Source organism: Rhizobium sp. X9, from assembly GCF_018873185.1.
Taxonomy (GTDB): domain Bacteria; phylum Pseudomonadota; class Alphaproteobacteria; order Rhizobiales; family Rhizobiaceae; genus Agrobacterium; species Agrobacterium oryzihabitans.
In genome coordinates this window covers 2,329,522-2,355,938 of sequence record NZ_CP071311.1, presented here as the reverse complement: position 1 = coordinate 2,355,938, position 26,417 = coordinate 2,329,522, and the positions used below count along the sequence as shown (strand labels likewise).

The following is a 26,417-nucleotide window of genomic DNA, read 5'->3' as shown; positions in this document are numbered from 1 at the left end:
GGGTTTTCTCATTTTCCGATCACTCCTCTGACGCCGCCGCTGATCAGAACCGTCGCATCCATCAACGCCAGAGCGGCGTCCGCACCGTTTTGCACGGCGAGGTAACGGGGTTCCCATTTCGGGTGGAACTTCGCCTTGAAGGCGCGAAGGCCCTTGAAGTTATAAAAACGGTCGCCGTGTTCGAACAGCGTGCTGCCGATACGGTCCCAGACCGGGGCCGCATCACGCTTCGACATGCCGGACATGGGCGCCATGCCGAGGTTGAAGCTTTCATATCCAGCCTCGCGCAGATGCTGCATGATGCTGACGAAGAGAAAATCCATCGCGCCGCGCGGCGCATCCGGCGAAAAACGCATGAGATCGACGGTGGCTTCCTTTTTCGTGTCCGTTACCATCAGATTGGCGAAAGCGGTGATCTTTCCATCCTTGCGCAATACGGCGACGGGCTGCGACAGGATGTAATCCGGCTCGAAAGCGCCAAGCGAAAAGCGCTTTTCCCGTGTGTTGTGATGCGCAAGCCAGCTGTCGGAGACCTGTTTCAGCTCGTCCAGAATATCCGCCACATGCGCCTGTTCGACGACCTCGAAGCTCAGCCCGTCCCGCGCACCGCGGCTCAGCGACTGGCGAAGGGTCGCGAGCTTGCCGCCCTTCAGTTCGAAGGCGGTGAGATCGACCAGCGCCAGTTCGCCGAGCTTGAAGGCGCGCAGGCCGGCATCGGCACAATGGGAGAGAAGGAAAGGCGATATCTGGTAGAAGGCGGCGCGTGCGCCCGCCGAACGTGCGGCTTCGACGAATTGCCAGACCAGATCGGGGAAATCCTCCTCGTCGCCCACCGGGTCGGCGAAGGCGATCCAGGAGCGGCCCTGAATACCATACATGATGAAGGCATTGCCGCTTTCCGAGAACATCACGTGCTTGTCGCCCATACGCACCAGATTGGCGTCGGCCGCGTCCTGTTTCAGCACGATTTCGGTGGCGCTTGCCACGTCGTCGGCCTCGATTGCGTCCGGCCTGTAGGCCACCGGCCGCATGAGGCTGAAGATGGCGATTGTGGAGGAGGCGAGCACGAGGCCGAGAAGCGCGCGCAATCCGCGCGGCGCTTCCTCGGAGAATTCGAACTGCCACCACAATGTCTGACTGTAATCCGTATCGCGATAGACGAAGAGCAGAATGGTTGCCGCGCCCGCGACGATGACCGCCATGGCCGCAAGCCAGCTCGGCCCCAGCGCCTGTTTCACCAGCGAGGCATGGCGATTGAAGCTGCGCATATTGGCGGCAAGGGCGGCGATGAAGACACCGAGAATGGCCGCTTCGAAAACCGCGATGGCCTTGAGGAGGGACAGAACCAGCGCCAGCGACGCAGCCACGAGGGCGATCCACCAGGCGCCGTCCAGCCGCTGTCCGAGGCCACGCGAGGCGACGACGAGCACGAGGCCGAGAATGCTGGTGAGAAAATGCGCCGCCTCGATGATCGGCAGCGGCACGAAATTGGACAGGAAATCCAGATTGCTGTCCGGCGTCGGCGTCACGCTCGAGAAGATCAGCATGGTGCCGAGGATCATCGCGAAGGTTGACAGCAATGGCGGGGCAAGGCGCACGGCAAGCTGGCTGATGTCGGAGACAACAGGCTTTGCCGCAAACTGCTTCATCTCCGAGACGAGCATCACCAGAATGGCGACCACCAGCGGCAGGACGTGATAGATCACGCGGTAAAGCACGAGGCTTCCGAGCAGCTGGTCAACGCTGATGGCGTTGCCGAGCCCTGCGACCATTACGGTTTCGAAGACGCCGAGACCGGCCGGCACGTGGCTGAGGACGCCGAGGCCGACGGCGGTGGCGTAGATCGCGAAGAATGTCGGCCAGCCGAGATGGGTGTCGGGCAGGAGCACATAAAGCACGGAGGCGGAGGCGGCGATATCGAAGGCCGAGACGAGGAACTGGCGGGAAGAGGTGCGGCTGTCCGGGAGGCGCAGACGCCAGGCGCCAAGCTTGATCGTGTGGCCGTTGCGTCCGATATAGGCCGCAATGACAAGCGCCGCGATGACGGCCAGCGCGGCCCCTCTGAGGATCAGGGCATCGACGCCGATGATGGAGGCGATGCGCGGTGCGACGATGAAGGTGGAGATGGCGCTGACCGAAAGCAGACCAAGCCCGAAGGACAGGGTGACGAAGGCGATGACGCGGGCGATTTCGCCGGGTGAAAGCCCAAGCCGCGAATAGGCGCGAAAGCGGATTGCGCCGCCGCTCAAGGGTCCGAAACCGGCGGTATTGCCGATGGCGTAGGCAGCAAAGGCGGTTGCCGCCATGGGCGGAAACGGCAGCTTGCGGCCGATATATTCGATGGCATTGGCGTCGTAGAGTATCAGCGCGAAAAAGCTGAGCGCCGTGAAGACGATGGCGAGCAGGACCGCGGAGGTCGAGGTCTGCGTCAGCGCGTCGATGACATCGTCATAGCGGACTTCCGACGTCAGGTGATAAATGGCGAAGGTCATCATCACGAAGACCAGTGTGATGGCGATCGCGGTCAGATAGGGTCGGTTTCTGGTAAAGAAGCTTTCAACCGCGGATTCTGCGAGGTCGGTCTGTGTGATTTCGCTCTTGTCTGCCATGTGCTTTATCCAGCGCCCGTTCCCAAGGTTGGCGAACCACAGGAATGTGTCGCTAATTCGTTTCGGTTGAGGAAATGTGATTAGCAGAAAAGCATGAAGTGTCGATGTGAAGTTTGTGACCGATTATCCCTGAATTGCGCCAAGTCTAAAGGTAAAAATGCAACTATGGAATGCATGATTTGCAGGATTGTTCCTAAAGGCGGCCAATTGACCGTTACGGTTGCTTGGTGGTGAGGTTTGATGCGACTACACGCTCCTTTCAATTGAAGGAGAATGCAAATGAACATGCCCACAAGAATAGTGCTTTCGCTCGTCGCCGCCATCGTGGCGGGCGGCGGCTTCATGACCTATGACAAGATGCGGGGTGCCGAATGGGTCGTTTCGCCGCAGCAGATCGACGACGCCAGGGCCAGCGGGCAGGCCGGTTATGAATCGCGTCCGGGTACCGTGACCGTTCGCCCGATCCGCAGTGAAACGGCGGATGTGCTGCCGATGAAATGGGCGATGTTTGCTCTGGTCGCAGGCCTTCTTGCCTTCCGGGCGACGGGCAAGAAAAAAGCGGCGAAGGCTTAAGGCCTGCTGCTTCATGTCTCCGGCGTTTCTGCGCCGGAGATGAATCTCAATTTATGCCTCACGCGCCCCAGGTCTTTTCCAGCACACGGATCCAGTTGCCGTGGCAGATCTTGGCAAGCGCCTCGTCGTCATAACCGCCCTTGCGCAGAGCCTCGACCAGCAATTGCAGGTCGGCCGCATCCTTCATGGCGGCGGGAATGGTGGTGCCGTCGAAATCCGAACCGAGGGCGACGTGATCGATGCCGATGCGGTTGACGATATAGTCCACGTGGCGGACCAGTTCGTTCAGGTCCGTATTCGGGTTCTTCACGCCGTCCTGACGCAGGAACAGAACGCCGAAATTGATGCCGGCAAGGCCGCCCGTGTCGCGGATGGCGTCCAGTTGGCGGTCCGTCAGATTGCGGCTGTGATTGCACAGCGCATAGGCGTTGGAATGCGATGCCACTAGCGGCGCATCGGAAATCTTGGCGATATCCCAGAAACCCTGCTCGTTCATGTGCGACAGGTCGACCATGATCTTCAGTTCGTTGCAGGTCTTCACCAATCGCTTGCCGGCATCGGTGAGGCCGGGGCCAATATCCGGCGTCGACGGGAAACGGAAGGGAACGCCGTAAGCGAATATGTTCGGGCGGCTCCAGACCGGCCCGAGCGTGCGAAGGCCCGCTTCGTAGAGAACGTGGAGTGCATCCAGATCGGCGCCGATCGCTTCCGCACCTTCGATATGGAACACGGAAGCGAAAGCGCCCTCGGCTATCGCGTTGCGGATATCGGCGGCCGTGCGGCAGACCTTCAGAGCGCCCTTCGACTGCTTCTCGGCACGGAACAGCAGCCCCGCCATCGCAAGCGTCGCCTTCAGCGCGTCTGCCTCGGTCGGTGTCGAGTAATCGCCGTTTGCGTCCTTTTCCATGCTGGGCGAGGGCACATAGGCGGCGCAGAGGCCGCCGGCCAAGCCGCCCTTCTTCGCGCGCGGCAGGTCGATGTGGCCGACCGTATCCCCTTCGATGAGAAGCGTTTCGGGAGAAGCATTGCCCGATCGCCATAACCGCAGAAGCACGTCGTTGTGGCCGTCGAAGACGGGTACGGTTTTTTCATCGGTCATGGTCATTCACCTTTGGATATGCGGAGCCGCGCGGGCGCGCGTCCGTCAGACTTTGTGGGAATTGGTAGAGGAAAGGTCAAGGCGGGAGCAAATGCAATCCGTGCATAGGCTCTGCCAAATTTGGAATTGGTCGCGCCTCGTTTGCTCATGGTAATCGCGGGGAAACATAAAAAAAATGACTGGATTGGGGCAGACCCATACCGTTTTCCGAAAAATAAGGTCCGAAAGGGGATTTTCGATGATTTCAAGACGCAACCTGCTGATTGCTGGCGCAGCCGTACCGTTCCTGTCCTATGCGCGCATTCCGGCATTCGCCGCAACGCCCAAGGATATTCTGGTCGTTGCGCAGCAGCTGGACAACATGACGAGCCTTGATCCGCATGAAGGCTTCGAAGCCGTCGGCGGTGAAATCATGTCCAACATGTACCAGAAGCTCGTGCGCGCCAATCGCGAAGATTCCACCAAGGTCGATCCGGTCATCGCGAAATCCTGGGAAGCCGATGCTGGCAGCAAGGTCTTCACCTTTGTCATCGGTGACGAAGCGACCTTCTCCAGCGGCGCGAAAGTCACGGCGGAAGATGTTGCCTTCTCGCTGCAGCGCGCCATCAAGATGAACAAGAGCCCGGCCTTCATCATCAGCCAGTTCGGCTTCACGGCTGAGAATGCCGAGACGACCATCGTTGCCGCCGATGACAAGACGGTGAAGCTGACGACGGCGAAGCCGACCGCCATCTCCTTCCTGCTCTATTGCCTCTCCGCCAATATCGGCGCCATCGTCGAAAAGAAGGCGGTTCTCGCCAATGCTTCCGGCGAAGATCTCGGCAATGGCTGGCTGCAGAAGAACAGCGCCGGTTCCGGCGATTTCATGCTTCAGGCCTGGAAGCCGAGCGAAAGCGTCGCACTCACGGTCAACCCGAACGGCCCCTACAAGGGTAACATCAAGCGCATCATCCTGCGCCACGTCACCGATCCGTCTTCCCAGCTTCTGATGCTGCAGAAGGGCGATATCGACATTGCCCGCGACCTCACCTCGGAACAGCTGCGCAGCGCCCAGAATGACGCGAACATCGAGCTGGATCGCAAGAGCATTGCCTCGCTGGTGCTGATCTCGCTCAACCAGGGCAATGAGAACCTTGCCAAGCCACAGGTCTGGCAGGCCATCAAATGGGCGCTGGATTACAAGGGCATGCAGGAAAACATCGTTCCGCTGTCCCACAAGGTTCACCAGAGCTTCGAGCCGGAAGGTTTCCCTGGCGCCGTCAACGACATCCCGTTCCAGCGCGACGTCGAAAAGGCCAAGGCACTGATGGCGGAGGCCGGTCTTGCCGACGGTTTCGAAATCAGCATGGACCACTATTCCGCGCAGCCCTATCCGGACCTGGCGCAGGCCATCCAGGCAAACCTTGCTGATATCGGCATCAAGGTACGTCTGCAGTCGGCTGAAAACCGTCAGGTCCTGACCAAGATGCGCGCCCGCGAGCACCAGATGGCGCTTTCTGCATGGGGTACGGATTATTTCGATCCGCATTCCAACGCGGATGTCTTCAACATCAACAAGGACAATGGCGACGACGCCAAGTCGAAGCCGTTCCTGTGGCGTTCGCGTTTCAAGAACGACGATTTCGCTGCCAAGGCGGAAGCCGCCCGCGACGAGAAGGACCCGGCAAAGCGCGTGGAGCTTTATGAAGCCCTGCAGCGCGAGCACATGCAGAACAGCCCGTTCGTCTTCATGTTCCAGACGACAAAGACGGCCGCCTTCCGCAAGGGCGTATCCGGTTTCGAACTCGGCGTTCTCTCCGAGGGCAATTCCTACCACGATGCGAAGAAAGCGTGACATTGAACAAGCGCGTCAAAAGCATATCGTCGATACTGAGCAGCGTCATTCTGACGCTGTTCGGTTTGATGGTCATCACCTTCATGATCGGGCGCGTCATGCCCGTCGATCCCGTCATTGCGGCGGTCGGCGACAACGCGCCTGAAGACGTCATCGTGCGCGTGCGTGCGGAAATGGGCCTCGACCAGCCGCTGGTCGTGCAGTTCTTCCATTATGTCTCGCAGGTCCTGCACGGCGATTTCGGCAATTCCATCCTGACCCGCAATCCGGTCTGGGTGGATATTACCCGTGTCTTCCCCGCCACGTTCGAACTTGCCACGGCAGCCCTCATTCTCGCAGCCCTGATCGGCATTCCGCTCGGCGTCTGGGCCGCCGTCAGGCAGGGCAAGACGACCGACCAGATCATCCGCATCGTCTGCCTTGCCGGCCATTCCGTGCCCGTCTTCATGCTGGCGCTGATTTCGCTGCTGGTATTTTACGCCACGCTCGGCGTCGCGCCCGGACCGGGCAGGCAGGACATCATCTATGACGGCATGATCTCGCCGGTCACCGGCCTGATGACGGTCGACACGCTGCTTGCCGGCGACTGGGGCGCGTTTTACGACGCACTTGCCCATATGGTGCAGCCGGTCTGCATCCTCGCCTATTTCAGCATGGCCTATATCACCCGCATGACGCGCGCCTTCATGATCGATGCGCTGAAGGGCGAATATGTCATTACCGCCCGCGCCAAGGGGCTTTCGGCCACGACCGTCATCTGGGGACACGCCTTCCCGACGGTTGCCGTGCAGCTCGTCACGGTTCTCGCACTCACCTATGCCGGCCTTCTGGAAGGTGCCGTGGTGACGGAAACCGTCTTCAGCTGGCCGGGCCTTGGTCAATACCTCACCGTCTCGCTCATGAACGCGGACATGAACCCCGTCGTCGGAGCAACCCTGTTGATCGGCCTGATCTATGTTGGCCTCAACCTGCTCGCAGACGTGCTTTACCGAGTAATGGATCCCCGCGTTCGATGATGTTAGCTAATTTCAGAAACTGGGCTCTGGATGAGACTCCGCATTCCCGCAGCCAGGCTGCCTGGGGAAACCGGTACCGCATCTGGCTGAACCTCAAGTCCAACCCGCTGGCGGTGATCGGTCTGACCATCATCGTCGTCTTCATTGCGCTGTCTTTGCTGGCGCCGCTCATTGCGCCTTACGATCCGGCCGCGCAGAACCTTGGCAACCGCCTTGCCTTCCCGAATGCCGAGCACTGGTTCGGCACGGATGAGCTGGGCCGTGATATCCTTTCGCGCATCCTTTACGGCGGCCGCGTCACGCTCGGCATGGTCATCGCCGTCGTTGTTCTCGTCGCGCCGATCGGGCTCGCCATCGGCTGCATCGCCGGTTATTTCGGCGGCATCGTCGATACGGTGCTGATGCGGGTGACGGACGTGTTCCTGGCCTTCCCGCGCCTTATCCTCGCGCTCGCCTTTGTTGCGGCGCTGAAGCCCGGCGTCGAAAGCGCCATTCTCGCCATAGCGCTCACCGCCTGGCCGCCCTATGCGCGTCTTGCGCGCGCCGAAACAATGACGGTTCGCGGTAGCGATTTCGTCGCGGCTTACCGGCTGACGGGTGCTTCCGCCTGGCGCATCATTGCGCGTCACATCGCGCCGCTCTGCGTGCCGAGCCTTATCGTGCGCATCACGCTCGACATGAGCTCGATCATCATCACCGCCGCCAGCCTCGGCTTCCTCGGCATGGGCGCACAGCCGCCTTCGCCGGAATGGGGTGCGATGATCGCAACCGCCAAGCGCTTCATTTTCGAACAATGGTGGGTCGCCACCATTCCGGGCATTGCCATCTTCCTCGTTTCGCTCGCCTTCAACTTCCTTGGTGATGGCCTGCGCGACGTGCTCGACCCGAAGGGACATTGAGCCATGCTGGTCGAAATCGAAAATCTGAAGATCGCTTTCCAGACCCGCACCAGCCGTTTCGAGGCGGTGCGCGGTGTTTCCATGAAGCTTGGAACCGAAAAGCTCGGCATCGTCGGTGAATCCGGTTCGGGCAAGAGCCTCACGGCGCGTGCACTGATGAAGCTTCTGCCCTCCAATGCCGATATCAGGGCCGACAAGCTCTCCTTCGACGGTATCGACGTGCTTTCCGCCAGCGAAAAGCAGATGCGCCAGATCCGGGGGAAACGGGCGGGTTTCATCCTTCAGGATCCGAAATATTCGCTGAACCCGGTCAAGACCATGGGTGCACAGATCGCGGAAGCATGGCGCGCCCACAAGGGCGGCAGCAAGCGCGCGGCCATGGAAGCGGCAATTGCGCTGCTCGATCAGGTGAAAATCCGAAATCCGCGCCAGGTCGCTTCGTCCTACGCGCATGAGGTTTCCGGCGGCATGGGCCAGCGCGTGATGATCGCCATGATGCTGGCGCCCGATCCGGAACTCCTGATCGCCGACGAACCGACGAGTGCGCTCGACGCCACGGTACAGGCGGAAATCCTGCGGCTGATCGAGGAACTGGTGTCGGAACGCGGCATGGGTCTCATCCTCATCAGCCACGACCTGCCGCTCGTTTCGCATTTCTGCGACCGCGTCGCCGTCATGTATTCCGGCCGGGTGATGGAGGAGCTGAAGGCTTCCGAACTCCTGAAGGCCGAACATCCCTATACAAAGGGACTTCTGAACTGCATTCCCTCGCTGACGCATCCGCGCGAGCGTCTTCCCGTTCTCAACCGTGATGCAGCGTGGTCCAGCCTATGATCGACGTCGAAAACCTCCGTATCAAGTTCGGCGACCGTGAAGTGGTGAAGGGCGTGTCCTTTTCTGTCGAAAAGGGCGGCAGCTTCGGCATTGTCGGCGAAAGCGGCTCGGGCAAGTCCACCATCCTGCGCGCCATGGCCGGCCTTAATGAAAGCTGGGAAGGCCGCATTGCCTTTGCCGGCAAGGACGCACCGCTGAAGCGCACGCCGGAATTCTTCCGGCAGGTGCAGATGGTGTTTCAGGATCCCTACGGTTCACTGCATCCGCGCCAGACCATCGACCGCATTCTCAGCGAATTGCCGCTGGTGCACGGCATGGACAATATCGAAAAACGCATCCAGCAGGCCTTGTCGGACGTGGCCCTTCCACAGGCGGTGCGCTTCCGTTACCCGCACCAGCTTTCCGGCGGCCAGCGCCAGCGCGTTGCGATTGCCCGTGCGTTGATTGCCGACCCGCAGGTGCTGCTGCTCGATGAGCCGACTTCGGCGCTCGACGTTTCGGTTCAGGCGGAAATCCTGAACCTGTTGCAGGACCTGCGTGCGGCGCGCAACCTCACCTATATCCTCGTCAGCCACAATCTGGCGGTCATCGCGCATCTCTGCCCGCAGGTGGGCGTGATGCTGAACGGTGAAATGGTTGAACAGTTGAGTGCAGGCGATCTGCGCGAGGGCCGTATCAAACACCCACATACGGAAGAGTTGCGCAGCCTGAGCATCAGGTTGGAAGAGCCGGCCTGAGGGCCAGCCCCGTAGCCCGCGTTGCGCATAGATCGAGCGGGTGCCGCTCGCTTCTTCTCCCCGCCGGGGAGAAGGTCGCGGCAGCGGGATGAGAGGGCAAGCTCTCCGAAATCCGGCAACGTTGCCCCCTCATCCGACCCTTCGGGCCACCTTCTCCCCGGCGGGGAGAAGAAACAAGTGGTGACGTCGAGGCTATCGACGTCGAAACAAAGACACGAGACCGAACAATGTCACAGCAATTCGACTGGAACGCCGCTTCAACGCTTGCCGAGACCTTCGTCTCGCACTGGGCAGCCAACGAGCCGGGCGGGGCAGTCATCGGTTTCGATCTCGACGGCATCCGTTTCGCCCATGCGGGTGGCGTGGAAAGCCTTTCCACCTTCACACCCTTCACGCCGAAAAGCGTGGTGCGTTATGCCTCCGTCACCAAACACGCCTTCTGCGCCATGGTGCTTGCCCATTCCGATCTGATCGGCCTTGACGATCCGCTCGGCAAGCATCTGCCGGAGCTGCAATCGCCACTCCGCGACGTCACTGTCGGGCAGGCGCTGGATATGAGCGGCGGCCTGCCGGACACGCGCGAATGCCTCTCTCTGCTCGGTCTTTCCGTCTACACCGAAACGAAGGCCGGTCCGCTGCTAGACTATATCTCGCGGCTGATCCGACTGAACTTCGATGCCGGCAGCGAGGTTTCCTATTCGAATACTGGCTATCGTCTGGTGGAAGCGGCGCTGGAGCGTCATGGTTTCCGTTTCGATGATTTCGTGCAGGCGCAAATTGCCGGTCCGTTCGGCGTTTTCCTGAAGGCGCCGGATGTCTGGAACGATCCGGTCGATGGATTGGTACCCGGCTACTGGAAGGCGGAAAGCAACTGGCAGCTCTCGGCAGCCGGCCTGCATATTTCCGCTTCGGGCAGTCTTGCCGGCAGTGCCGAAGCGCTGACCCGCTGGCTGCAGGGCCTGATGCGGGGTGAGGGCAGCTTGGCGGGCGTTCTGGACGGGCTTTCCACCGAGCGGCCGCTCGCCGATGGACGGATGAGCGAATATGGTCTCGGCCTGCGCTGGTCGCACCTTGGCGACAGGCGCTTCGTCGGTCACGGCGGTTCGCATCCGGGATACAAGACCTATTTCTTGCTCGATCCGGAAAACGGCACGGGTTTCGTCGTGGTGTCTAATCGCGAGGATACCAATGGCTTCAAGATCGCGCTGGAAAGCATGGCAGCCCTGACAGGTCTGCCTTTGCCCAAACCCGCCGCCAGCCTGCCGGAAGGCCTTTATGTTACTGAAAGCGGACCGTGGTGGCTGGAGATCAAGGGCAGCACATCCGCTTTCATCGATGGCGACGACACGCTTTATGAAGATGCCGATGGCTGGGTGTCGTCGCGTTCGGCATCGTCGCCCATGCACCTGAAGCTCGAGGATGATGCGATTATTGGGGAGGCTGGTCACGCCGCCCGCCGCTTCCTGCCGGTAGGCGATCATGCTGTGCCCGATGATCTTTCGGGGTCGTGGCGCTCCGATGAGGGAGCGGAATTTGCGATCAGCGGCTCCTCGCTGACGATGGGCATCGGCCCCACGCGACGCAGCATGCCTCTGAAGGCACTCGGCAATGGCCGTTTCCTCTTCACGCTGGTTGACGGGCCATGGACGAAGCGTGTCTGCCTCAATCGTCTCGGCGATGACCGGATCGAGCTGGTTTCCAGCCGCGCGCGGATGATCGAATATTCGCGAAGCCGCTAACGGTCTGAAATCGATCCCGTTGGCTCCTACAAACTCAACGTCATCCTCGGGTCAGGCCCGAGGATGACGGAAGAGAGTTTCGTGGCCGTTTATCCGCATTTTCGGCCTTCCTAAAAGGGTTTCAATCAGCCCTTATTGCTCCTAATAAAGACCCCATGTTCCGGTTGAAGGCCGGGACGACATCTTTGTGGGAGAACAGGCCCTTGGAAGTCAAATGGCTCGAGGATTTCCTGGCGCTGGCCGGAACGCTCAATTTTTCGAAGGCGGCGGATGAGCGGCATGTGACGCAATCCGCTTTCAGCCGAAGGATCAAGCAGCTGGAAGCCTGGGTGGGCGCCACGCTGGTCGACCGCGCGTCTTATCCCTCCCGGCTGACCGAAGCGGGGGTGAAATTCGTGCCGGTGGCGCAGGAAACGCTGAAACAGCTTTACCACGCCCGGCGCACACTGCTTCAGGAGGAGGGGGCGGATGCGAAGACCGTGCGGCTGACGGCGCTGCACACGCTGTCTTTCACCTTCTTTCCAGACTGGCTGAAAAGGGTAAACGAGACGGCGGGGCCGCTGTTTTCGGTTCTGCGGCCCGATTCCGGCAGCATGGAGGAAAACCTCAATTCGCTGGTGGATGGGCAGAGCGATTTTCTTCTGACCTATGCCCATCCCGAAGTGCCGATGCTGCTCGATGCGCAGACCTTCGAGTTCCGCGTGCTGGGTGCAGAAAATATCATTCCCGTTTCCGCGCCGGCGAAAGATGGTTCACCGCTGCATGAACTCGTGGAAAACGCGAAGAAACCCTTTGCCTATCTGGATTACGAAAAGGCGTCGTTCTTCGGGCCGCTGCTGCGCGATCTCTTGAGCGCGCGCCTGCCGCAGTTCGAGCGGGTGCATGAGGGCAGCATGTCGGTGGGGCTGAAAGCCATGGCAATGGCTGGCTGGGGTGTCGCCTGGGTGCCGGAAAGCCTGATGCGGCACGAGCTGGACAGCGGCACGCTGGTGCGTGCCGCCGATCACAGTTTCGATATTGCCGTCGATATCAGGCTTTATCGCTCAAGAGAGAACCGCCGCCCCGTTGTCGAGCGCATATGGGCGGTTCTCGAAGGTTGATCTTGGTCAGATCGCCGTGCGGCGGGCGTTTTCGAGATAAAGCGCGCGCAGGCGGCTCACCAGCGGGCCGGGCTTGCCATTGCCAACCGGCTTGCCGTCGATCTTCGTCACTGAAACCACGAAGTTGGAGGCGCTGGTGAGGCAGGCCTCATCGGCATTCAGCGCCTCTTCCAGCGTGAAAGGCCGCTCTTCCAGCGTGAAGCCGGCTTCCTTGGCCAGTTGCAGGGCGGCAAGGCGGGTGCAGCCGGGCAAGGTCTTGTTGCTGTTGCCGCGGGTGATGATCTTCCTGTCGCCGGTGATGATATAGGCGGTGGAGGATGCGCCTTCGGTGACAAAACCGTCCTCGATCATCCACGCCTCGTCGCAGCCTTCGGCCTTGGCGATGCGTTTTGCCATCACCTGCGGCAGAAGGCAGACGGTCTTGATGTCGCGGCGCTCCCAGCGCTGGTCGGGAACGGATTTGACCGCAAGGCCCGCCTCTTCGACAGGGGTGCCGATGAGTTTCTTGGCCTGGGTGAACATGACCAGCGTCGGCTTGATATCAGCGGAGAACAGGAAGTTGCGGTCTTCCGCACCACGCGTCAGCTGCAGGTAGATCATGCCTTCGGCGAGGTTGTTGTCGGCGATCAGGCGGCGTTCGGCCTCGACGATTTCCTTCGTCGTGACCGGCAGCGGCACGTCGATTTCACGGGCGCTGCGTTCAAGCCGGGCCATATGCAGGTCGCTGTCGATCAGCTTGCCTTCCAGAACGGAGGTGACTTCATAAATGCCGTCGCCGAACAGGAAACCGCGGTCGAAGATGGAAAGGCGGGCGTCCGCCTCAGGCAGGAATTCGCCGTTGAGGTAAACGATGCGACCGGATTGGCTAGTCATGAAAACTCCGTCTGGAAAGGTCAGGCTGAAAGAAGGGTTTTGAGGGTATCGATGGAAATGGCCTCGACAGTTGAGACTTTGCCGGTTGCGGCATTGAAGCCCGTTGTCGTCGATGCCGTGCAGAGCGAATTGAGGATCGCCTCTTCGCTCGCCTCTATGGCGGCCTCGAACAGCGGCGAAATCGCATCGTTGGAGAGTTCAGGGAAATCGGCGACGGCCTTGCGGCGCGCAGGTGTTTTGCGAAGCCGCTCGTCGGTCGAAAATGCCAGTGCATAGTCGCCGGAACCATTGCTGAGTGCGGCGCCCGTGCGGGCCAGCCCGCCGAAGCTTCTGGTGGCCAGACGCTTCAGATTGCGGGAGGAAAGCGGCGCATCGGTTGCGATGATGATGACGATCGAGCCGTCCTTGTCCTTGTGCTCCGGGCTCACATAGGGCTTGCCGCAGACGAGGAGATGGCCGCCATAGTTGGACTGTACGAGAACGCCGAGCGTATAGGTCTCTCCGGCGATGGTGACGATGCGCGAGGCGGTGCCGATACCGCCTTTCATGCCGAAAGCGACCGTACCGGTTCCGGCACCCACGCCGCCCTCGGCCACCGGGCCTGTGGCCGCGTTTTGCAGCGCGGCTGATATCTCATCGACCGTCGGGCGGCCGGCACGGATGTCGTTCAGGCGGGAATCGTTGGTTTCGCCGACGACGGCATTGATCGAGACGACTTTCTCATTGCCCGGCTGCGCCAGCGTATGGCGGTTGATCGCCTCGATGGCTCGGCCTGTCGCCAGCGTATTGGTGAGGATGATTGGTGTTTCGAGTTCGCCCAGTTCCTCGATCTGGGTGGAGCCGGCGAATTTGCCGAAGCCGTTATAGACGGCGAAGGCGGCGGGTACCTTGTCCTGAAAGAGATTACCGCCATGCGGAAGGATCGCGGTTGCGCCGGTGCGGATCGTGTCGCCTTCGATGACGGTCGAATGGCCGATGATCACGCCTTCGACATCGGTGATGGCGTTGAGCGGGCCGGTCTCGAAATGGCCGGGCCGGAAACCGATATCGCGCAGTCTCTGGCGGGTCGTCTGATGCATCGGGCGATCACTTTTGCGAAATGCAGGCTGAAATTGGAGCGGGCGCGGCTTGCAAAAAGCTTTGCCTGTCCGAACGTTAGCCTAGTTCTCCGCGAAACGGCATCGCAAAAATGGAATAGTTTTATGCGGGCAATGGATGCGCTCAGGAGGCGCGCAGCGCGGTTTCGCCTCCACGCTCCAGCCATTGCCACATGGCTTCCTCGGTCTCTTCGCGCGTGGGCGCGCCGACGCGGCCGCCGAAGACGGTGCATTTGAGTGCGGCGGCAACGGAGGAGAGCCGGATGGCCGCGCGGCTTTCCATGCCCTCAGCCATCGCAAGCGCAAAGGTGCCGTGGAAGATGTCGCCCGCCGCCAGCGTATCTACCGCCTCGACCTGCATCGTTTCCTGAAAATGCACGGTCGGATCGCCAGCTTCCGTCCAGTAGCAACCTGCTGGTCCGGCGGTGACGGCGATGAAGGTCTGCGGGTAGCGGGCATGCAGCACCGGCAGCATGGCTTCCACGACCTCAAGCCCCGTCAGCCGGGCGGCGGCGGGTTCGGAAAAAACGATGTGGGTTGCGGCAGGCGCGAGCTTTTCAAGCGTTTCGACGGGCGCGACATCACCGTCCAGAATGGCGGGTTTGCCGAGGGCGCGTGCCACCGTCAAAACATCGAGCGCCAGTTCCGGCCAGCGCACATCTACCAGAACGGCGTCGAAAGTGGCGAGGTCTGCCGGCGTGCAGGAGCGCTTCTTCTCGTGCAGCCGGTGATCGTAGAAAGGCACGATCAGCCGTTCGCCACGATCATCGATTATGATTGTCGAGAGCGCCGAGCGCGCGCCGGTAGCGACCGTCATGCCTTTGGTGTCGATGCCGCTTTCGGCGAGGTCGCGCAGGATACGGGTGCCGGTCTCGTCGTCGCCGACTGCACCCCACAGGCTGGCGTGGCCGCCCATGCGGTGCACCGCATAGGCCGCGCTGGATGCCATGCCCTCGGCAATCTGCAGCATCTCATAGGGCAGGACCTTGCCTTCGCCCTTCGGCATGTCATGGACGCGAAACAGCGTGTCGAGCACGGCAGCGCCCACGCACAGCACATGCCTGCGGCTCTCGTGTTGGCTCTCCATGCCCGTCACCCTTCTCAGTTCTCAGATTCGCTTACCGCTTGCCTTGTCGAAGAGATGCACCATTTCCGGGTCGATGGCGATATGGATCGTATCGCCGAACCGAACGTCCAGCCGTTCGCGGAACAGACAGGCGATCTCGTCGCCCTTGCAGTTCAGCTTGGCATAGATTTCCGAGCCGGTGCCTTCAACCAGTTCGACACGGCCTTCGATGCCGCCGCTTGCTGCGCGGATATGTTCCGGGCGCACGCCGTAGACGAGGTCGCGACCGCCCAGTGCAGCGATGTCTGCGTTTGCGGGCAGGGGCAGGCTCAGGCCCTTCACCGTGCGGAACACGCCTTCTTCAACGCGTCCGCGAATGAAGTTCATGGCCGGTGAACCGATGAAACCGGCGACGAAGAGGTTGGCTGGGCGATCGTAGAGCTCCAGCGGCGCGCCGATCTGCTCGATGACGCCATCATGCAGCACCACGATCTTGTCGGCCATGGTCATGGCTTCCACCTGGTCGTGGGTGACGTAGATGGTGGTGGTGCCAATGCGCTGGTGCATGGCCTTGATCTCGCCGCGCATCTGCACGCGCAGCTTGGCGTCAAGGTTGGAGAGCGGCTCATCGAACAGGAAGACCTGCGGATCGCGCACCAGCGCGCGGCCCATGGCGACACGCTGGCGCTGGCCGCCGGAAAGCTGGCGTGGATAACGGTCCAGCAGCTTTTCCAGTCCCAGAATGGCGGCCGCCCTGTCCACCTTCGCCTTGGTTTCCTCGGCACTCACCTTCTTCAGCTTCAGCGCGAAGCCCATATTATCCTTCACCGTCATGTGCGGATAAAGGGCGTAGTTCTGGAAGACCATGGCGATATCGCGGTCGCGGGCGGGCAGGTGGCTGACCTCGCGCGCGCCGATGTGGATTTCGCCGTCGCTCAGCTCTTCCAGCCCGGCGATCATGCGCAGCAGGGTGGATTTGCCGCAGCCGGAAGGGCCGACGAGCACGACGAATTCGCCATCCTTGATGTCGATATCGATGCCGTGGATGATGTTGACCGCGCCGAAGCGCTTCTGGACGTTCAGGATATTGACCGGTGCCATTGTAAAGGTTCCCGTTATAATTTGTTGGTTCAGCCGCCCTTGACGGCGCCGGCGGTCAGGCCCGCCACGATCTGTTTCTGTGCGAACATTGTGAGCAGCAGCACGGGCAGCGTGACGATCAGCGCGGCTGCGGCAAGCGGTCCCCAGCTCACCTGTTCGAAGGAGAGCATGTTGTAGACCGCGACCGGCAGGGTGCGCGTTTCACGGCTGGCCAGCACGATGCCGAAGACGAAGTTGTTCCATGAGAAGATGACCGCGAGGATGAAGGAAACGACGATGCCGGGCTTGGCGATCGGCAGCGCCACCAGCCGGAACACCTGCCATGAGGACGCGCCGTCAATGCTTGCCGCTTCTTCCAGTTCCTTCGGCGTGGTTTCGAAATAACCGACCATGATCCAGACCACGATCGGCACCGTCACCACCAGATGGATGATGATCTGCGGCCAGAGCGTGCCCAAGAGGTTCAGCCATTGGAACAGCAGGAACAGCGGGATGAGGAAGGAGAGACCGGGCGTCATGCGGGCGATCATGATGACGACCGCCGATTTTTCTGCTTTCAGCCGAGCGATGCCGTAACCGGCGGGCACACCGATCACCAGCGCCAGAATGGTGGCCGCACCGGTGACGAGGACCGAGTTCCAGAAATAAAGGAAGAAATTGTTCTCCTCGAACACCTTCACATAATTCGACCAGGCGAAACGTTCGGGAATGAGGATCGGCGGATAGGCGCCGTTGTCGATCTCGTATTTCAGCGACAGTGAGATCATCCACATGAAGAACAGGATGACAGGAGAGATCATCACCAGCGCCACGAAGAACAGGCCGATGCGATCAAGCGTCTTGCGTTTCAGGATTTTTGCAGACATCAGCGATCCTCCATCTCGTTCCATTGCGAGCGCTGGCGCACCATCAGAAGCACGAAGGAGAGCGCCACGATGATGATGAAGAAGACGACGGCCATGGCCGAGCCGTAACCGATGTCGTAATAGGCGAATGCCGTGTTGTAGAGATAGATGTTGATGGTTTCGGACGCCGTGCCGGGTCCGCCTTGAGTCATCGCATAGATGATGTCGAAGCTTTTGACGGCGTCGATGGAGCGGATGATGACGGCGATCATCAGGAACGGCGCGATCATCGGCATCGTCAGGTAACGGAATTTCTGCCAGGCATTGGCACCGTCGATTTCGGCGCTCTCATAGGGCTCGCGCGGCACGGCAGCGAGACCACCAAGCACGATCAGCATGACGAGTGGCGTCCATTGCCAGGTCTCCACCAGCACCAGCGAGGGGATGACGGTGGACTGGTTGTAAATCCATTCCAGCGGCCCGATGCCGACGAAGGAGAGCAGATAGTTCAGGACGCCGAGCTGCGGGTGGAACATCATGGTCCAGACGAGCGCGATGGCGACCGGGGTCGCCATCATCGGCATGACGAAGACGCCGCGCAGGAAACCGCGCAGCGGAAACTGCGCATCGAAAACCAGCGCCGCCAATGTTCCGAGGAACAGCGGAGCGACGACCGACAGCACGGTATAGATGAGCGTGTGCCAGAGCGATTCCCAGAACCGGGCGTCGCTGGCGAGCCGGATGTAGTTCTCGAAACCAATAAAGCTCTGCTCCTGTCCAAGCGTCCAGCGATGTGCGCTCATCCAGAGGGTGAACACCCATGGAAAAACGATCACGGCTGATATGACGACAAGTGCCGGTATGACAAAAGGCCAGTAGTTGGGAGCAAGCCTTGCCGGCCTGCTCCCTTCTTTACGACTGACGCCTGTTTTGGTGTTTTCGATGCTCACGGAGGCCATTATCCCTCGCTACGCGCCAGAACGGGTGCGAACTGTTCCGTCGCCTTCTTGAGTTCGGCTGCCGGATCCGCGCCACCGATCATGTTGGTGAGGCCGACGCCGTAGATGTCGCGGAATTCCGTCACCGGAATGATGACGGGCAGGGCAAGCTGCGAGACCTTGCCGGAACCGACGACCGCATCCAGCCAGGCGGCCGGCATCTTCACGCCTTCACGCACTTTCTGGTCTTCGAGGATGGACTGGCGGAACGGAACGCCGGCACCGGCCTGCAGGAGACGCGCGCCCATTTCATGCGAAATCGCCCATTGGCAGAAGAGATAGGCAGCTTCCTTCTTGCTGCTGGCTTCGACAACGCCGAGACCATCGCCGAAGGTGCCGGCGGCCTGGGTTGCCGGGCCCTTCGGCATAACGCCGTAACCGACCTTGCCGACGACGCGGGATTTTTCCGGGTTCTCGATTGGCGGTGCAAAACCGACGCCATCGAACCACATGCCGATCTTGCCCTGCAGGAAGGCCGATTGCGCTTCCGCCCAGTTGAAGCCGGAGACACCGGGAGGGGCGGCTTTGGTCATCAGGCGCTGGTAAAGCGCTGCCGCTTCCACCGCTTCCTTGGATTCGGTGTCGATTTTTCCGTCAGCACCGATCGGCTTTGCGCCGTAACCCAGCATCAGCGAGGTCCAGACGGGGGTATTGGCGTTCTTCAGGCCACGGGCGACGAAACCATAGGTGTTGGTGGAAGGATCGGTGATCTTTTCCGCTGCGGTCACCAGTTCCTCGAAGGTTTCAGGGTATTTCAGGCCCTTGGCCTCGAAGAGTTCCTTGTTCCAGTAGACGATCCAGTAATCCACCGAGAAGGGCAGCGAGCGCAGCACGCCGTCACTATCCTTGGCAAACAGCATGCCGGCTTCGGCAAAATCCTTTTCGACGAGCGACGGATCGGTCAGCGACGGGTCTTTCAGGAAACCGCTGATATCGGCCAGCCACTTGCCCTTTTCGAACTGGCGCTTCTGCACGTGGTAGCTCAGATGCACCACATCGAAGCTCGGCTTGCCGGAGGAAAGCTCGATCACCACCTTCTGGCGCTGCTGCTGTTCCGGCGTTGCCTCGGCATTGACCTTGATGCCGGTCAGTTCTTCGAATTCGCCGAGATATTTGATCAGCGTTTCGCTGCGCGGGCTTTTGACGAGATTGACCTCAAGCGTGGTGCCGGCGTGTTTTTTCCAGTTCACCGCTGCCGATGCCGGGCGAATGCCGAGCATCGCGCTGCCGCCGATCGCTGCCGTGCCTGCCAGAAAGGCGCGACGCGTGGGGTTGAGCAATGAATGCGTCATGTCAGTTCTCCTCCAGTTAGCCGGAAATTCTCCTCACCCCGGCTTGTTGCTTATTTTCATGCAATTCCGGCGCAGAACCCTCATTAGACCCTGCCGGAATTGCCCTATACCGCCAGCGCCCTGTCCCTTGCGTTGCGGATATGGGCGGTCAGCCGCTCCACGGCGTCTTCGACAGACCGCTTCTCGATGGCTTCGAGAATGGTGAGATGTTCCTTCATCACCGACTTCACATGGCCGGCGATGCGGAAGCGCTCCTGATTGATGAGGCGCATCTTGATGGAATTGACCCGGTAGGCGTTCGAGATGATCGAATTGCCGAGCGCATCGATGAAGGCATCGTGCATGCCCCAGTCCACCTGCTGCGCATGCTGGTCCAGTTCCGGTGATTCCCCACCGTTTTCAGCCGCTTCGGCGATATCGCGATGCTGTTTCAGGAGCTTTGCGATGGTTTCGTCGGAGGCCGAACGGGTAAAGAGCGCCACGGCCTCCTTTTCGAGAAAGATACGGAACTGGAACGCCTCGCGAATGAGGTTGAGGTCGATATGGGCGACCTGCAACCCCCGTTGCGGCACGGTCTTGATCAGGCCCTCCGCCTCCAGCCGTGGAATTGCCTCCCGGATCGCGCCGAGCGGTAGACCCGTCAATTCCACGAGGCGGCGCTGCGAGATGAATTGCCCCGGGCGAACGTCGCGCGAGAGAAGGTGATGCGTAAAGCTTTCATACGCCCGTTCCCGCAATGTCTGTTCGCCGGTATCGTCCATGCTCAACCTTTCAAGGTCTGTTCAGGCGGCCTGTTTGCGAAACAGCGCATCAAATGCACCTTCGATCTGCCGCCGGTCCTCCGGTGAAATGGCAACGAGCGGCGCGCGCACGTCAGACCAGATATTTTCCCCTGTCGTGTGTGATACCAGCACCTTGACGGCGGGCGTAACCGGGAATTTCAGAAGTTCCACAACAAGATCGACGATGCGTGGGTCGTCCTTGCCGTCAACGGCCATGGCACGGACTTCCTGCGTCAGGAAATTGGCGACGCCTGATATCGCGCCCTGACCGCCGAGGCGAACGCCCTTGGCGAGATCGCGCTCATCGCCGATCAGGATCGCGAGATCGCCGTGGTCCTTCAGCAGACGCTCGGTATGGCTCCAGTTGCCGGAGGAATCCTTCACACCGGTGACGATTCCCGGGAAGGCCTTCTTGAGACGACCCACCAGTTCGACCGACAGTGTCACCATGGTCACGGAAGGGATGTTGTAGACGAGAATATCGCGTGCGCCCTTGCCGATCTTTTCGAAAACCGCCGAGAACCAGGCAAACAGCCCGTCATCGCTGACATTCTTGAAATAGGAGGGCGGGGCGAGAAGAATGTTGCGGGCGCCCGCTTTCAACGCCTCGGCGGATTGTTCGGCCGCATCCTCGATGGAATCCACGAGAACGCCGGTAACCAGACGGGAAGGCGCGATGCCTGCCTCGATGAAGCGGGAAAGAATGATCTGCCGTTCATGGCTGCCGACGGAGCATCCCTCGCCGGTGGTGCCGAAGAGCGTCACGCTGTCGCAGCCCTTTTCAAGGCAGCGGCGGGCATGGGTGATCATGGCGTCGATATCGACCGTTCCGTCCGTTTTGAAAGGGGTCGTCAGGGCTGCCGAAAGGCCGAATTTCTGGGTCAATTAAGATGCTCCTCCAAGGTGACCGCGAATTGATGGCATACTGACATGTTAGTTGTAAAGAGGTAATCGCAATATGACCGTTCGGAAAGAGGAGGTGACGGAATTCGCCTCCAAGTCAGGCTGAGGAGTGGCCTTGTGCGGGGCGGAATGGAACGATTACCCCGGTCAAGGCAGCGGCTGTTTCATCACGACGACAGTTGGCCTATCCTCTCTGCGGAGGGAGCGGATAAATGCGAAAATAAAATTTGACTGTTGGAGTAAAGATTTTTATCAGGCAGTCTGAATATAGGGATAAAGGGACTATCATCATGAGCATTGCGGAGCCGTCAGCGCCTGTGGAACAGATCGAGCAGAGCCGCGTCAAGCGCCTGAAAGCGGCAACGCGCGGCGCACATGGCGGTCTCGATGCCTTCATCATGGCAGCGAAGCCGTTCGAGAGCCGGGAGAACTTCGGCAAATTCGTGGAAACGCAGTATCTTTTCCATCGCGATCTCGATGTCTTCTTCGCCAATGCGACGCTTGACGGCCTGCTTCCCGATCTCAAGGGTCGCCGCCGTCTTGCGATGATCGAGCAGGACCTTGCCGATCTCGGCCACGCAATTCCCGAAACCGCGGCACCGCGCTTTACCAGCGAGACGCCGTTTGATCTGCCGGAGGCCATGGGCTGGCTTTACGTGGTCGAAGGCTCCAATCTCGGCGCGGCTTTCCTTCTGAAAGATGCAGCCAAGCTTGGCCTCACCGAAGAATTCGGCGCGCGCCATCTGGCCGGCGCTCCGGAAGGACGTGGCCTGCACTGGCGCACCTTCACCGCCGCGCTCGATGAAATTTCGCTGACGGTCGAAGAGGAAGAGCGGGTTGTCGCGGGCGCCGAGGCTGCCTTCCGGGCCGTACATGCTTATGCGCAGCAGCGCCTCGTCTGAGATTTCGGCATAGCTTTGCGATTGTTGTCCTCATCGCGCAGACGTGCCCCGTTGCGCGGGTGTGTTCGATTGAGTCATAAAGTCCCTGCGGCGTCACCCCGGACTTGATCCGGGGTCCAGTGCGATCAAGTCCTTGATCGCGAAAGACTCCTCTCACGGCGCAGACGCGCCGTGGCTGGATGCCGGATCAAGTCCGGCATGACGGAGGTGAGCATTTCGGATGCCGTGCCACGCTCTGCGACCGTTTAGAGGGTCTCCCATTTCCCGCACATTGTGTTCGGTATTTGCTGAATAAACAGGCAAATATTTTTACCAAATGATAAAAATTTTATCTTTTGGTCAAGGCTTGATGGGCCTCGAAATTTTATCCATTTGATAAAATTATTTTATTTGGTCTGGCACAGAACCTGCTACTCTTTTGTCAAGTCAGGAGACACCTGACGCTAAAAAGGGAACAGCAAAATGGAAGTTGGTGTTTTTATCCCGATCGGGAACAATGGGTGGCTTCTTTCCGAAAACGCGCCGCAATACAAACCGAGCTTCGATCTGAACAAGGCGATCACGCTCAAGGCGGAGCAATATGGTTTCGACTTCGCGCTGTCGATGATCAAGCTGCGCGGTTTTGGCGGCAAGACCGAGTTCTGGGATTATAATCTGGAATCCTTCACGCTGATGGCGGGCCTTGCCGCTGTCACCTCCAAGATCAAGCTGTTCGGCACGGCCGCCACGCTGGTCATGCCGCCGGCCATTGTCGCGCGCATGGCGACGACGATCGATTCCATTTCCGGCGGCCGTTTCGGCATCAACCTGATTACCGGCTGGCAGCGGCCGGAATATAGCCAGATGGGGCTTTGGCCGGGCGACGACTATTTCGGCGACCGCTACGAATATCTCGGCGAATATACCTCCATCCTGAAAGAGCTGCTGACAGACGGACAATCGGACTACAAGGGCAAGTTCTTCCAGATGGACGATTGCCGCATGAAGCCGGTGCCGCAGGGCGACGTCAAACTCATCTGCGCCGGTTCCTCCAACTCTGGCATGGCGTTTTCGGCCAAGTTTGCCGATTACAGCTTCTGCTTCGGTGTCGGCGTCAATACGCCGAAAGCTTTCGCCCCCACCAATGAGCGGCTGCTGGCGGCAACGGTAAAGACTGGCCGCGAGGTTAAATCCGTCGTGTTGACGATGGTGCTTGCCGAGGAAAAATCCGAGGATGCCTGGGCGAAATGGGAGCATTACAAGGCGGGTGCCGATGAGGATGCGATCAAGTGGCTCGGCCTGCAAAGCGCTGTCGATACCAAATCCGGCTCCGACACCAATGTCCGGCACATGTCCAATCCCGTCTCGGCGGTCAATATCAACATGGGAACGCTGATCGGCTCCTATGAGGAAGTGGCGGCCATGCTGGACGAGATGAGCGAAGTGCCGGGAACGGGCGGCGTGATGCTGACCTTTGACGACTTCCTCGAAGGCGTCGAAAAATTCGGCAAATATGTGCAGCCGCTGATGAAGAGCCGCAAGCATGTTCTGGCCGAACTGGAGGCAGCGGAATGAGTGAAGCCGTCGTGGCGGGTTACAAGGGGCCGGAAAGCCGTTCGGAAAGCGTGACGCTTCCCGCCCGGCCGGAGCCGATCACCCTCAAGCCCAGCGAGACCGCCGTTGTCGTGGTCGACATGCAGAACGCCTATTCGACCGAGGGCGGTTATGTCGACCTTGCCGGGTTCGACATTTCCGGGGCCAAGGGCACCATCGCCAACATCAAGAGGACGCTGGATGCGGCGCGGGCGGCTGGCGTTCAGGTCATTTATTTCCAGAATGGCTGGGACAAGGACTATGTCGAGGCGGGCGGGCCGGGTTCGCCCAACTGGCACAAGTCCAATGCGCTGAAGACGATGCGCAAAAGGCCGGAACTGCAGGGCCAGCTCTTGGCCAAGGGCACGTGGGACTATGCCATTGTCGACGAGTTGCAGCCGCAGCCCGGCGATATCTTGGTGCCGAAGACGCGTTACAGCGGGTTCTTCAACACCAATATGGACAGCGTGCTGCGCGCTCGCGGCATCCGCAATCTGGTCTTCGTCGGCATCGCCACCAATGTCTGCGTCGAAAGCTCGCTGCGCGACGCCTTCCATCTCGAATATTTCGGGGTGATGCTGGAGGATGCCACGCATCATCTCGGTCCTGACTATATCCAGCAGGCGACGGTCTACAATGTCGAGAAGTTTTTCGGCTGGGTCGCCACCGTCAATGATTTCTGCGGCGTCATCTCGCAGGCCGCACCCGTCAGCGCTTGATATCCAACCACAAGAGGAGAACGAAATGCCGAAGAAGATCGTCGTGCCCGCCGGCACCAGCAAACCCATCGCTCCCTTTTCGCCGGGAACCCTTGCCGATGGCGTGGTTTATGTTTCCGGTACGCTGCCCTTCGACAAGGACAATAATGTCGTGCATGTGGGCGATGCCAGCGCGCAGACCCGCCATGTTCTGGAGACCATCAAGTCCGTCATCGAGACCGCCGGCGGCACGATGGAGGACGTGACGATGAACCATATCTTCATCACCGACTGGGCGAACTACCAGGCCGTCAACACGGTCTATGCCGAATATTTCCCCGGCGACAAGCCGGCGCGTTATTGCATCCAGTGCGGCCTGGTAAAGCCTGATGCTCTGGTGGAAATCGCCACCGTCGCCCATATCGGCAAATAGGGCGAAACGGCAGATGATGCATTTCGAGGTTCATGGCCGGACTGATCCTGGGGCGCCCACAATCCTGCTGTCATCGGGGCTGGGCGGATCGGGCGCCTATTGGACGCCGCAGATCGAAGCCCTTTCCGATCATTTCCGGATCGTCACCTACGACCATCGCGGAACCGGCAGGACCGGTGGCGAGGTGCCGCTGGAGGGCGGCATATCGGCGATGGCGGATGATGTGCTGGAAATCGCTTCGGCGCTGGACCTCGATAAATTCCACTTCATGGGTCATGCGCTTGGTGGTCTGATCGGCCTCGATATCGCGCTGCGCCGGCCCGGCCTTGTCGACAGGCTTGTTCTGATCAATGCCTGGAGCAAGGCCGATCCGCATTCCGGGCGCTGCTTCGATGTGCGGATCGAGCTTCTGGAGAAATCCGGTGTCGAGGCTTTCGTGAAAGCCCAGCCGCTGTTTCTCTATCCGGCCGCGTGGATGTCGAAACATCAGGAGCGGCTGGCGCGGGACGATGCCCATGGCGTTGCGCATTTTCAGGGCAGGGCGAATGTGCTTCGGCGCATCGCGGCGCTGAGGGCCTTCGATGTGGATACCCGCCTTGGCGAGATCGGCAATCCGGCGCTAGTGGTGGGCACGAAAGACGATCTTCTGGTGCCCTACACCCGCTCCATGCGTCTCGCTGAGGGTTTGCCGCAGGGCGAACTCTGCCTTCTCGATTTTGGGGCGCATGCGGTCAATATTACCGAAGCTGACCTTTTCAACGCTCGGCTTTTGCAGTTTCTGCTACCGGCAACACGAACATTCTGACGGGATTTCCAGGACAATGACGACAGCACTCGACGACAAGGCACTTGCAGCACTTTTCACCGCGGCGCGCACCCATAATGGCTGGGCTGACAGGCCGGTCGGCGACGAGACTCTGAGAGAGCTTTACGATCTGACGAAGATGGGTCCGACCTCGGCCAATTGCTCGCCGGGGCGTTTCGTGTTCGTGCGTAGCCAGGAAGCGAAAGAAAAACTGCGGCCAGCGCTGTCTTCGGGCAATCTTGAAAAGACCATGGCAGCACCCGTCACCGTGATCGCTGCCATCGACCGCGAATTTTACGAGAAACTGCCGGTGCTGTTTCCACATGCCGACGCGCGTTCGTGGTTTACCTCCAGCCCTGATGTGGCCGAGGAAACGGCCTTCCGTAATGCCACGCTACAGGCGGGTTATCTCATCCTAGCAGCCCGCTCCTTGGGACTGGATACCGGGGCAATGTCCGGTTTCGACAAAGGCAAGGTGGATGCGGCGTTTTTCGCAGGCACGACGTGGAAGTCCAATTTCCTGATCAATCTCGGCTATGGCGATCCGTCGAAACTCTTCGGTCGCCTGCCGCGCCTTGGCTTTGAAGAGGCCTGTGTCCTGGCTTGAGGG

The 26,417-nt window shown here is 60.2% G+C and carries 25 protein-coding genes; 14 read left to right on the top strand and 11 right to left on the bottom strand.

The window, feature by feature from the left end:
• Positions 1-8: 8 nt before the first annotated feature.
• A complete protein-coding gene (gene mprF / locus JZY08_RS11555; protein WP_216330200.1) occupies positions 9-2,609 on the bottom strand; it encodes a bifunctional lysylphosphatidylglycerol flippase/synthetase MprF in 2,601 nt (866 codons plus the stop codon).
• A gap of 279 nt (positions 2,610-2,888) precedes the next feature.
• Here mprF and JZY08_RS11550 point away from each other — a divergent pair, with 279 nt between their 5' ends.
• The gene (locus tag JZY08_RS11550) at positions 2,889-3,182 is read left to right on the top strand and encodes a hypothetical protein (RefSeq protein ID WP_080835919.1); all 294 of its coding nucleotides are present in this window, start codon (positions 2,889-2,891) and stop codon (positions 3,180-3,182) included.
• A 58-nt stretch (positions 3,183-3,240) separates the two neighbouring features.
• On the opposite strand, the gene JZY08_RS11545 is transcribed toward JZY08_RS11550, so the two are convergent.
• Entirely contained in the window at positions 3,241-4,281 is a 1,041-nt protein-coding gene (locus tag JZY08_RS11545; RefSeq protein ID WP_216330199.1) for a dipeptidase, read from the bottom strand.
• 238 nt (positions 4,282-4,519) lie between these two features.
• On the opposite strand from JZY08_RS11545, the gene JZY08_RS11540 reads away from it, so the two are divergent.
• The 7 genes from JZY08_RS11540 to JZY08_RS11510 all read left to right on the top strand — a co-directional run bounded on the left by JZY08_RS11540 (position 4,520) and on the right by JZY08_RS11510 (position 12,440).
• On the top strand, positions 4,520-6,115 hold the full coding sequence (locus JZY08_RS11540; RefSeq protein ID WP_216330198.1) for an ABC transporter substrate-binding protein: 1,596 nt from the start codon (positions 4,520-4,522) through the stop codon (positions 6,113-6,115).
• A gap of 2 nt (positions 6,116-6,117) precedes the next feature.
• Entirely contained in the window at positions 6,118-7,131 is a 1,014-nt protein-coding gene (locus tag JZY08_RS11535; protein WP_035241041.1) for an ABC transporter permease, read from the top strand.
• Positions 7,128-8,030, top strand: a complete 903-nt coding sequence (nikC, locus tag JZY08_RS11530) for a nickel transporter permease (protein ID WP_216330197.1) — start codon at positions 7,128-7,130, stop codon at positions 8,028-8,030. Before JZY08_RS11535 ends, nikC begins: the two co-directional genes overlap by 4 nt.
• Before the next feature lie 3 nt (positions 8,031-8,033).
• Complete coding sequence (locus JZY08_RS11525) at positions 8,034-8,864, top strand: ABC transporter ATP-binding protein (RefSeq protein ID WP_003492102.1); 831 nt, start codon at positions 8,034-8,036, stop codon at positions 8,862-8,864.
• The gene (locus tag JZY08_RS11520; RefSeq protein ID WP_216330196.1) at positions 8,861-9,601 is read left to right on the top strand and encodes an ABC transporter ATP-binding protein; all 741 of its coding nucleotides are present in this window, start codon (positions 8,861-8,863) and stop codon (positions 9,599-9,601) included. Before JZY08_RS11525 ends, JZY08_RS11520 begins: the two co-directional genes overlap by 4 nt.
• A 227-nt stretch (positions 9,602-9,828) precedes the next feature.
• The gene (locus JZY08_RS11515; RefSeq protein ID WP_216330195.1) at positions 9,829-11,340 is read left to right on the top strand and encodes a serine hydrolase; all 1,512 of its coding nucleotides are present in this window, start codon (positions 9,829-9,831) and stop codon (positions 11,338-11,340) included.
• Between the two features lie 203 nt (positions 11,341-11,543).
• Entirely contained in the window at positions 11,544-12,440 is an 897-nt protein-coding gene (locus JZY08_RS11510; protein WP_216330194.1) for a LysR substrate-binding domain-containing protein, read from the top strand.
• Positions 12,441-12,446: 6 nt separating this feature from the next.
• Here JZY08_RS11510 and JZY08_RS11505 read toward each other — a convergent pair whose 3' ends face one another.
• The 9 genes from JZY08_RS11505 to JZY08_RS11465 all read right to left on the bottom strand — a co-directional run bounded on the left by JZY08_RS11505 (position 12,447) and on the right by JZY08_RS11465 (position 21,379).
• Entirely contained in the window at positions 12,447-13,313 is an 867-nt protein-coding gene (locus JZY08_RS11505; RefSeq protein WP_216330193.1) for a D-amino-acid transaminase, read from the bottom strand.
• Between the two features lie 20 nt (positions 13,314-13,333).
• Entirely contained in the window at positions 13,334-14,392 is a 1,059-nt protein-coding gene (locus JZY08_RS11500) for a P1 family peptidase (RefSeq protein WP_216330192.1), read from the bottom strand.
• A gap of 142 nt (positions 14,393-14,534) precedes the next feature.
• Positions 14,535-15,497: a sugar kinase gene (locus JZY08_RS11495; RefSeq protein WP_216330191.1), complete on the bottom strand. Its 963-nt coding sequence runs from the start codon at positions 15,495-15,497 to the stop codon at positions 14,535-14,537.
• Positions 15,498-15,518: 21 nt separating this feature from the next.
• Positions 15,519-16,577: an ABC transporter ATP-binding protein gene (locus tag JZY08_RS11490; RefSeq protein WP_003492088.1), complete on the bottom strand. Its 1,059-nt coding sequence runs from the start codon at positions 16,575-16,577 to the stop codon at positions 15,519-15,521.
• Between the two features lie 29 nt (positions 16,578-16,606).
• Positions 16,607-17,428 carry a carbohydrate ABC transporter permease gene (locus JZY08_RS11485; RefSeq protein ID WP_216331555.1) on the bottom strand — a complete coding sequence of 274 codons (822 nt, stop codon included), beginning with the start codon at positions 17,426-17,428 and terminating at the stop codon, positions 16,607-16,609.
• 14 nt (positions 17,429-17,442) lie between these two features.
• Complete coding sequence (locus JZY08_RS11480; RefSeq protein WP_059755090.1) at positions 17,443-18,381, bottom strand: carbohydrate ABC transporter permease; 939 nt, start codon at positions 18,379-18,381, stop codon at positions 17,443-17,445.
• Complete coding sequence (locus JZY08_RS11475) at positions 18,381-19,712, bottom strand: ABC transporter substrate-binding protein (RefSeq protein ID WP_216330190.1); 1,332 nt, start codon at positions 19,710-19,712, stop codon at positions 18,381-18,383. The genes JZY08_RS11480 and JZY08_RS11475 overlap by 1 nt, the downstream gene beginning before the upstream one ends.
• 104 nt (positions 19,713-19,816) lie before the next feature.
• Entirely contained in the window at positions 19,817-20,473 is a 657-nt protein-coding gene (locus tag JZY08_RS11470) for a GntR family transcriptional regulator (protein WP_216330189.1), read from the bottom strand.
• A 21-nt stretch (positions 20,474-20,494) separates the two neighbouring features.
• The gene (locus JZY08_RS11465) at positions 20,495-21,379 is read right to left on the bottom strand and encodes a dihydrodipicolinate synthase family protein (RefSeq protein ID WP_216330188.1); all 885 of its coding nucleotides are present in this window, start codon (positions 21,377-21,379) and stop codon (positions 20,495-20,497) included.
• 308 nt (positions 21,380-21,687) lie between these two features.
• Here JZY08_RS11465 and JZY08_RS11460 point away from each other — a divergent pair, with 308 nt between their 5' ends.
• From JZY08_RS11460 to JZY08_RS11435, 6 genes are all read left to right on the top strand, one after another.
• Complete coding sequence (locus tag JZY08_RS11460) at positions 21,688-22,299, top strand: biliverdin-producing heme oxygenase (RefSeq protein WP_216330187.1); 612 nt, start codon at positions 21,688-21,690, stop codon at positions 22,297-22,299.
• Positions 22,300-22,761: 462 nt separating this feature from the next.
• Complete coding sequence (gene rutA, locus JZY08_RS11455) at positions 22,762-23,853, top strand: pyrimidine utilization protein A (protein WP_216330186.1); 1,092 nt, start codon at positions 22,762-22,764, stop codon at positions 23,851-23,853.
• Complete coding sequence (gene rutB / locus JZY08_RS11450; RefSeq protein WP_216330185.1) at positions 23,850-24,590, top strand: pyrimidine utilization protein B; 741 nt, start codon at positions 23,850-23,852, stop codon at positions 24,588-24,590. The genes rutA and rutB overlap by 4 nt, the downstream gene beginning before the upstream one ends.
• Positions 24,591-24,615: 25 nt before the next feature.
• On the top strand, positions 24,616-25,002 hold the full coding sequence (gene rutC, locus JZY08_RS11445) for a pyrimidine utilization protein C (protein ID WP_003492069.1): 387 nt from the start codon (positions 24,616-24,618) through the stop codon (positions 25,000-25,002).
• Positions 25,003-25,015: 13 nt separating this feature from the next.
• Positions 25,016-25,807: a pyrimidine utilization protein D gene (gene rutD, locus JZY08_RS11440; protein WP_216330184.1), complete on the top strand. Its 792-nt coding sequence runs from the start codon at positions 25,016-25,018 to the stop codon at positions 25,805-25,807.
• 16 nt (positions 25,808-25,823) lie between these two features.
• Positions 25,824-26,414 carry a malonic semialdehyde reductase gene (locus JZY08_RS11435; RefSeq protein WP_216330183.1) on the top strand — a complete coding sequence of 197 codons (591 nt, stop codon included), beginning with the start codon at positions 25,824-25,826 and terminating at the stop codon, positions 26,412-26,414.
• Positions 26,415-26,417: the final 3 nt, after the last annotated feature.

Bases quoted from the DNA above. Each gene is read 5' to 3' on its own strand.
- rutB (WP_216330185.1), top strand. From the start codon at position 23,850: ATGAGTGAAGCCGTCGTGGCGGGTTACAAGGGGCCGGAAAGCCGTTCG.
- JZY08_RS11490 (WP_003492088.1), bottom strand. From the start codon at position 16,577: ATGGCACCGGTCAATATCCTGAACGTCCAGAAGCGCTTCGGCGCGGTC.
- JZY08_RS11545 (WP_216330199.1), bottom strand. From the start codon at position 4,281: ATGACCGATGAAAAAACCGTACCCGTCTTCGACGGCCACAACGACGTG.
- JZY08_RS11470 (WP_216330189.1), bottom strand. From the start codon at position 20,473: ATGGACGATACCGGCGAACAGACATTGCGGGAACGGGCGTATGAAAGC.
- JZY08_RS11520 (WP_216330196.1), top strand. From the start codon at position 8,861: ATGATCGACGTCGAAAACCTCCGTATCAAGTTCGGCGACCGTGAAGTG.
- rutD (WP_216330184.1), top strand. From the start codon at position 25,016: ATGATGCATTTCGAGGTTCATGGCCGGACTGATCCTGGGGCGCCCACA.
- JZY08_RS11550 (WP_080835919.1), top strand. From the start codon at position 2,889: ATGAACATGCCCACAAGAATAGTGCTTTCGCTCGTCGCCGCCATCGTG.
- nikC (WP_216330197.1), top strand. From the start codon at position 7,128: ATGATGTTAGCTAATTTCAGAAACTGGGCTCTGGATGAGACTCCGCAT.
- rutC (WP_003492069.1), top strand. From the start codon at position 24,616: ATGCCGAAGAAGATCGTCGTGCCCGCCGGCACCAGCAAACCCATCGCT.
- mprF (WP_216330200.1), bottom strand. From the start codon at position 2,609: ATGGCAGACAAGAGCGAAATCACACAGACCGACCTCGCAGAATCCGCG.
- JZY08_RS11500 (WP_216330192.1), bottom strand. From the start codon at position 14,392: ATGCATCAGACGACCCGCCAGAGACTGCGCGATATCGGTTTCCGGCCC.
- JZY08_RS11435 (WP_216330183.1), top strand. From the start codon at position 25,824: ATGACGACAGCACTCGACGACAAGGCACTTGCAGCACTTTTCACCGCG.
- JZY08_RS11540 (WP_216330198.1), top strand. From the start codon at position 4,520: ATGATTTCAAGACGCAACCTGCTGATTGCTGGCGCAGCCGTACCGTTC.
- JZY08_RS11525 (WP_003492102.1), top strand. From the start codon at position 8,034: ATGCTGGTCGAAATCGAAAATCTGAAGATCGCTTTCCAGACCCGCACC.
- JZY08_RS11480 (WP_059755090.1), bottom strand. From the start codon at position 18,381: ATGGCCTCCGTGAGCATCGAAAACACCAAAACAGGCGTCAGTCGTAAA.
- JZY08_RS11495 (WP_216330191.1), bottom strand. From the start codon at position 15,497: ATGGAGAGCCAACACGAGAGCCGCAGGCATGTGCTGTGCGTGGGCGCT.
- rutA (WP_216330186.1), top strand. From the start codon at position 22,762: ATGGAAGTTGGTGTTTTTATCCCGATCGGGAACAATGGGTGGCTTCTT.
- JZY08_RS11460 (WP_216330187.1), top strand. From the start codon at position 21,688: ATGAGCATTGCGGAGCCGTCAGCGCCTGTGGAACAGATCGAGCAGAGC.
- JZY08_RS11505 (WP_216330193.1), bottom strand. From the start codon at position 13,313: ATGACTAGCCAATCCGGTCGCATCGTTTACCTCAACGGCGAATTCCTG.
- JZY08_RS11475 (WP_216330190.1), bottom strand. From the start codon at position 19,712: ATGACGCATTCATTGCTCAACCCCACGCGTCGCGCCTTTCTGGCAGGC.
- JZY08_RS11515 (WP_216330195.1), top strand. From the start codon at position 9,829: ATGTCACAGCAATTCGACTGGAACGCCGCTTCAACGCTTGCCGAGACC.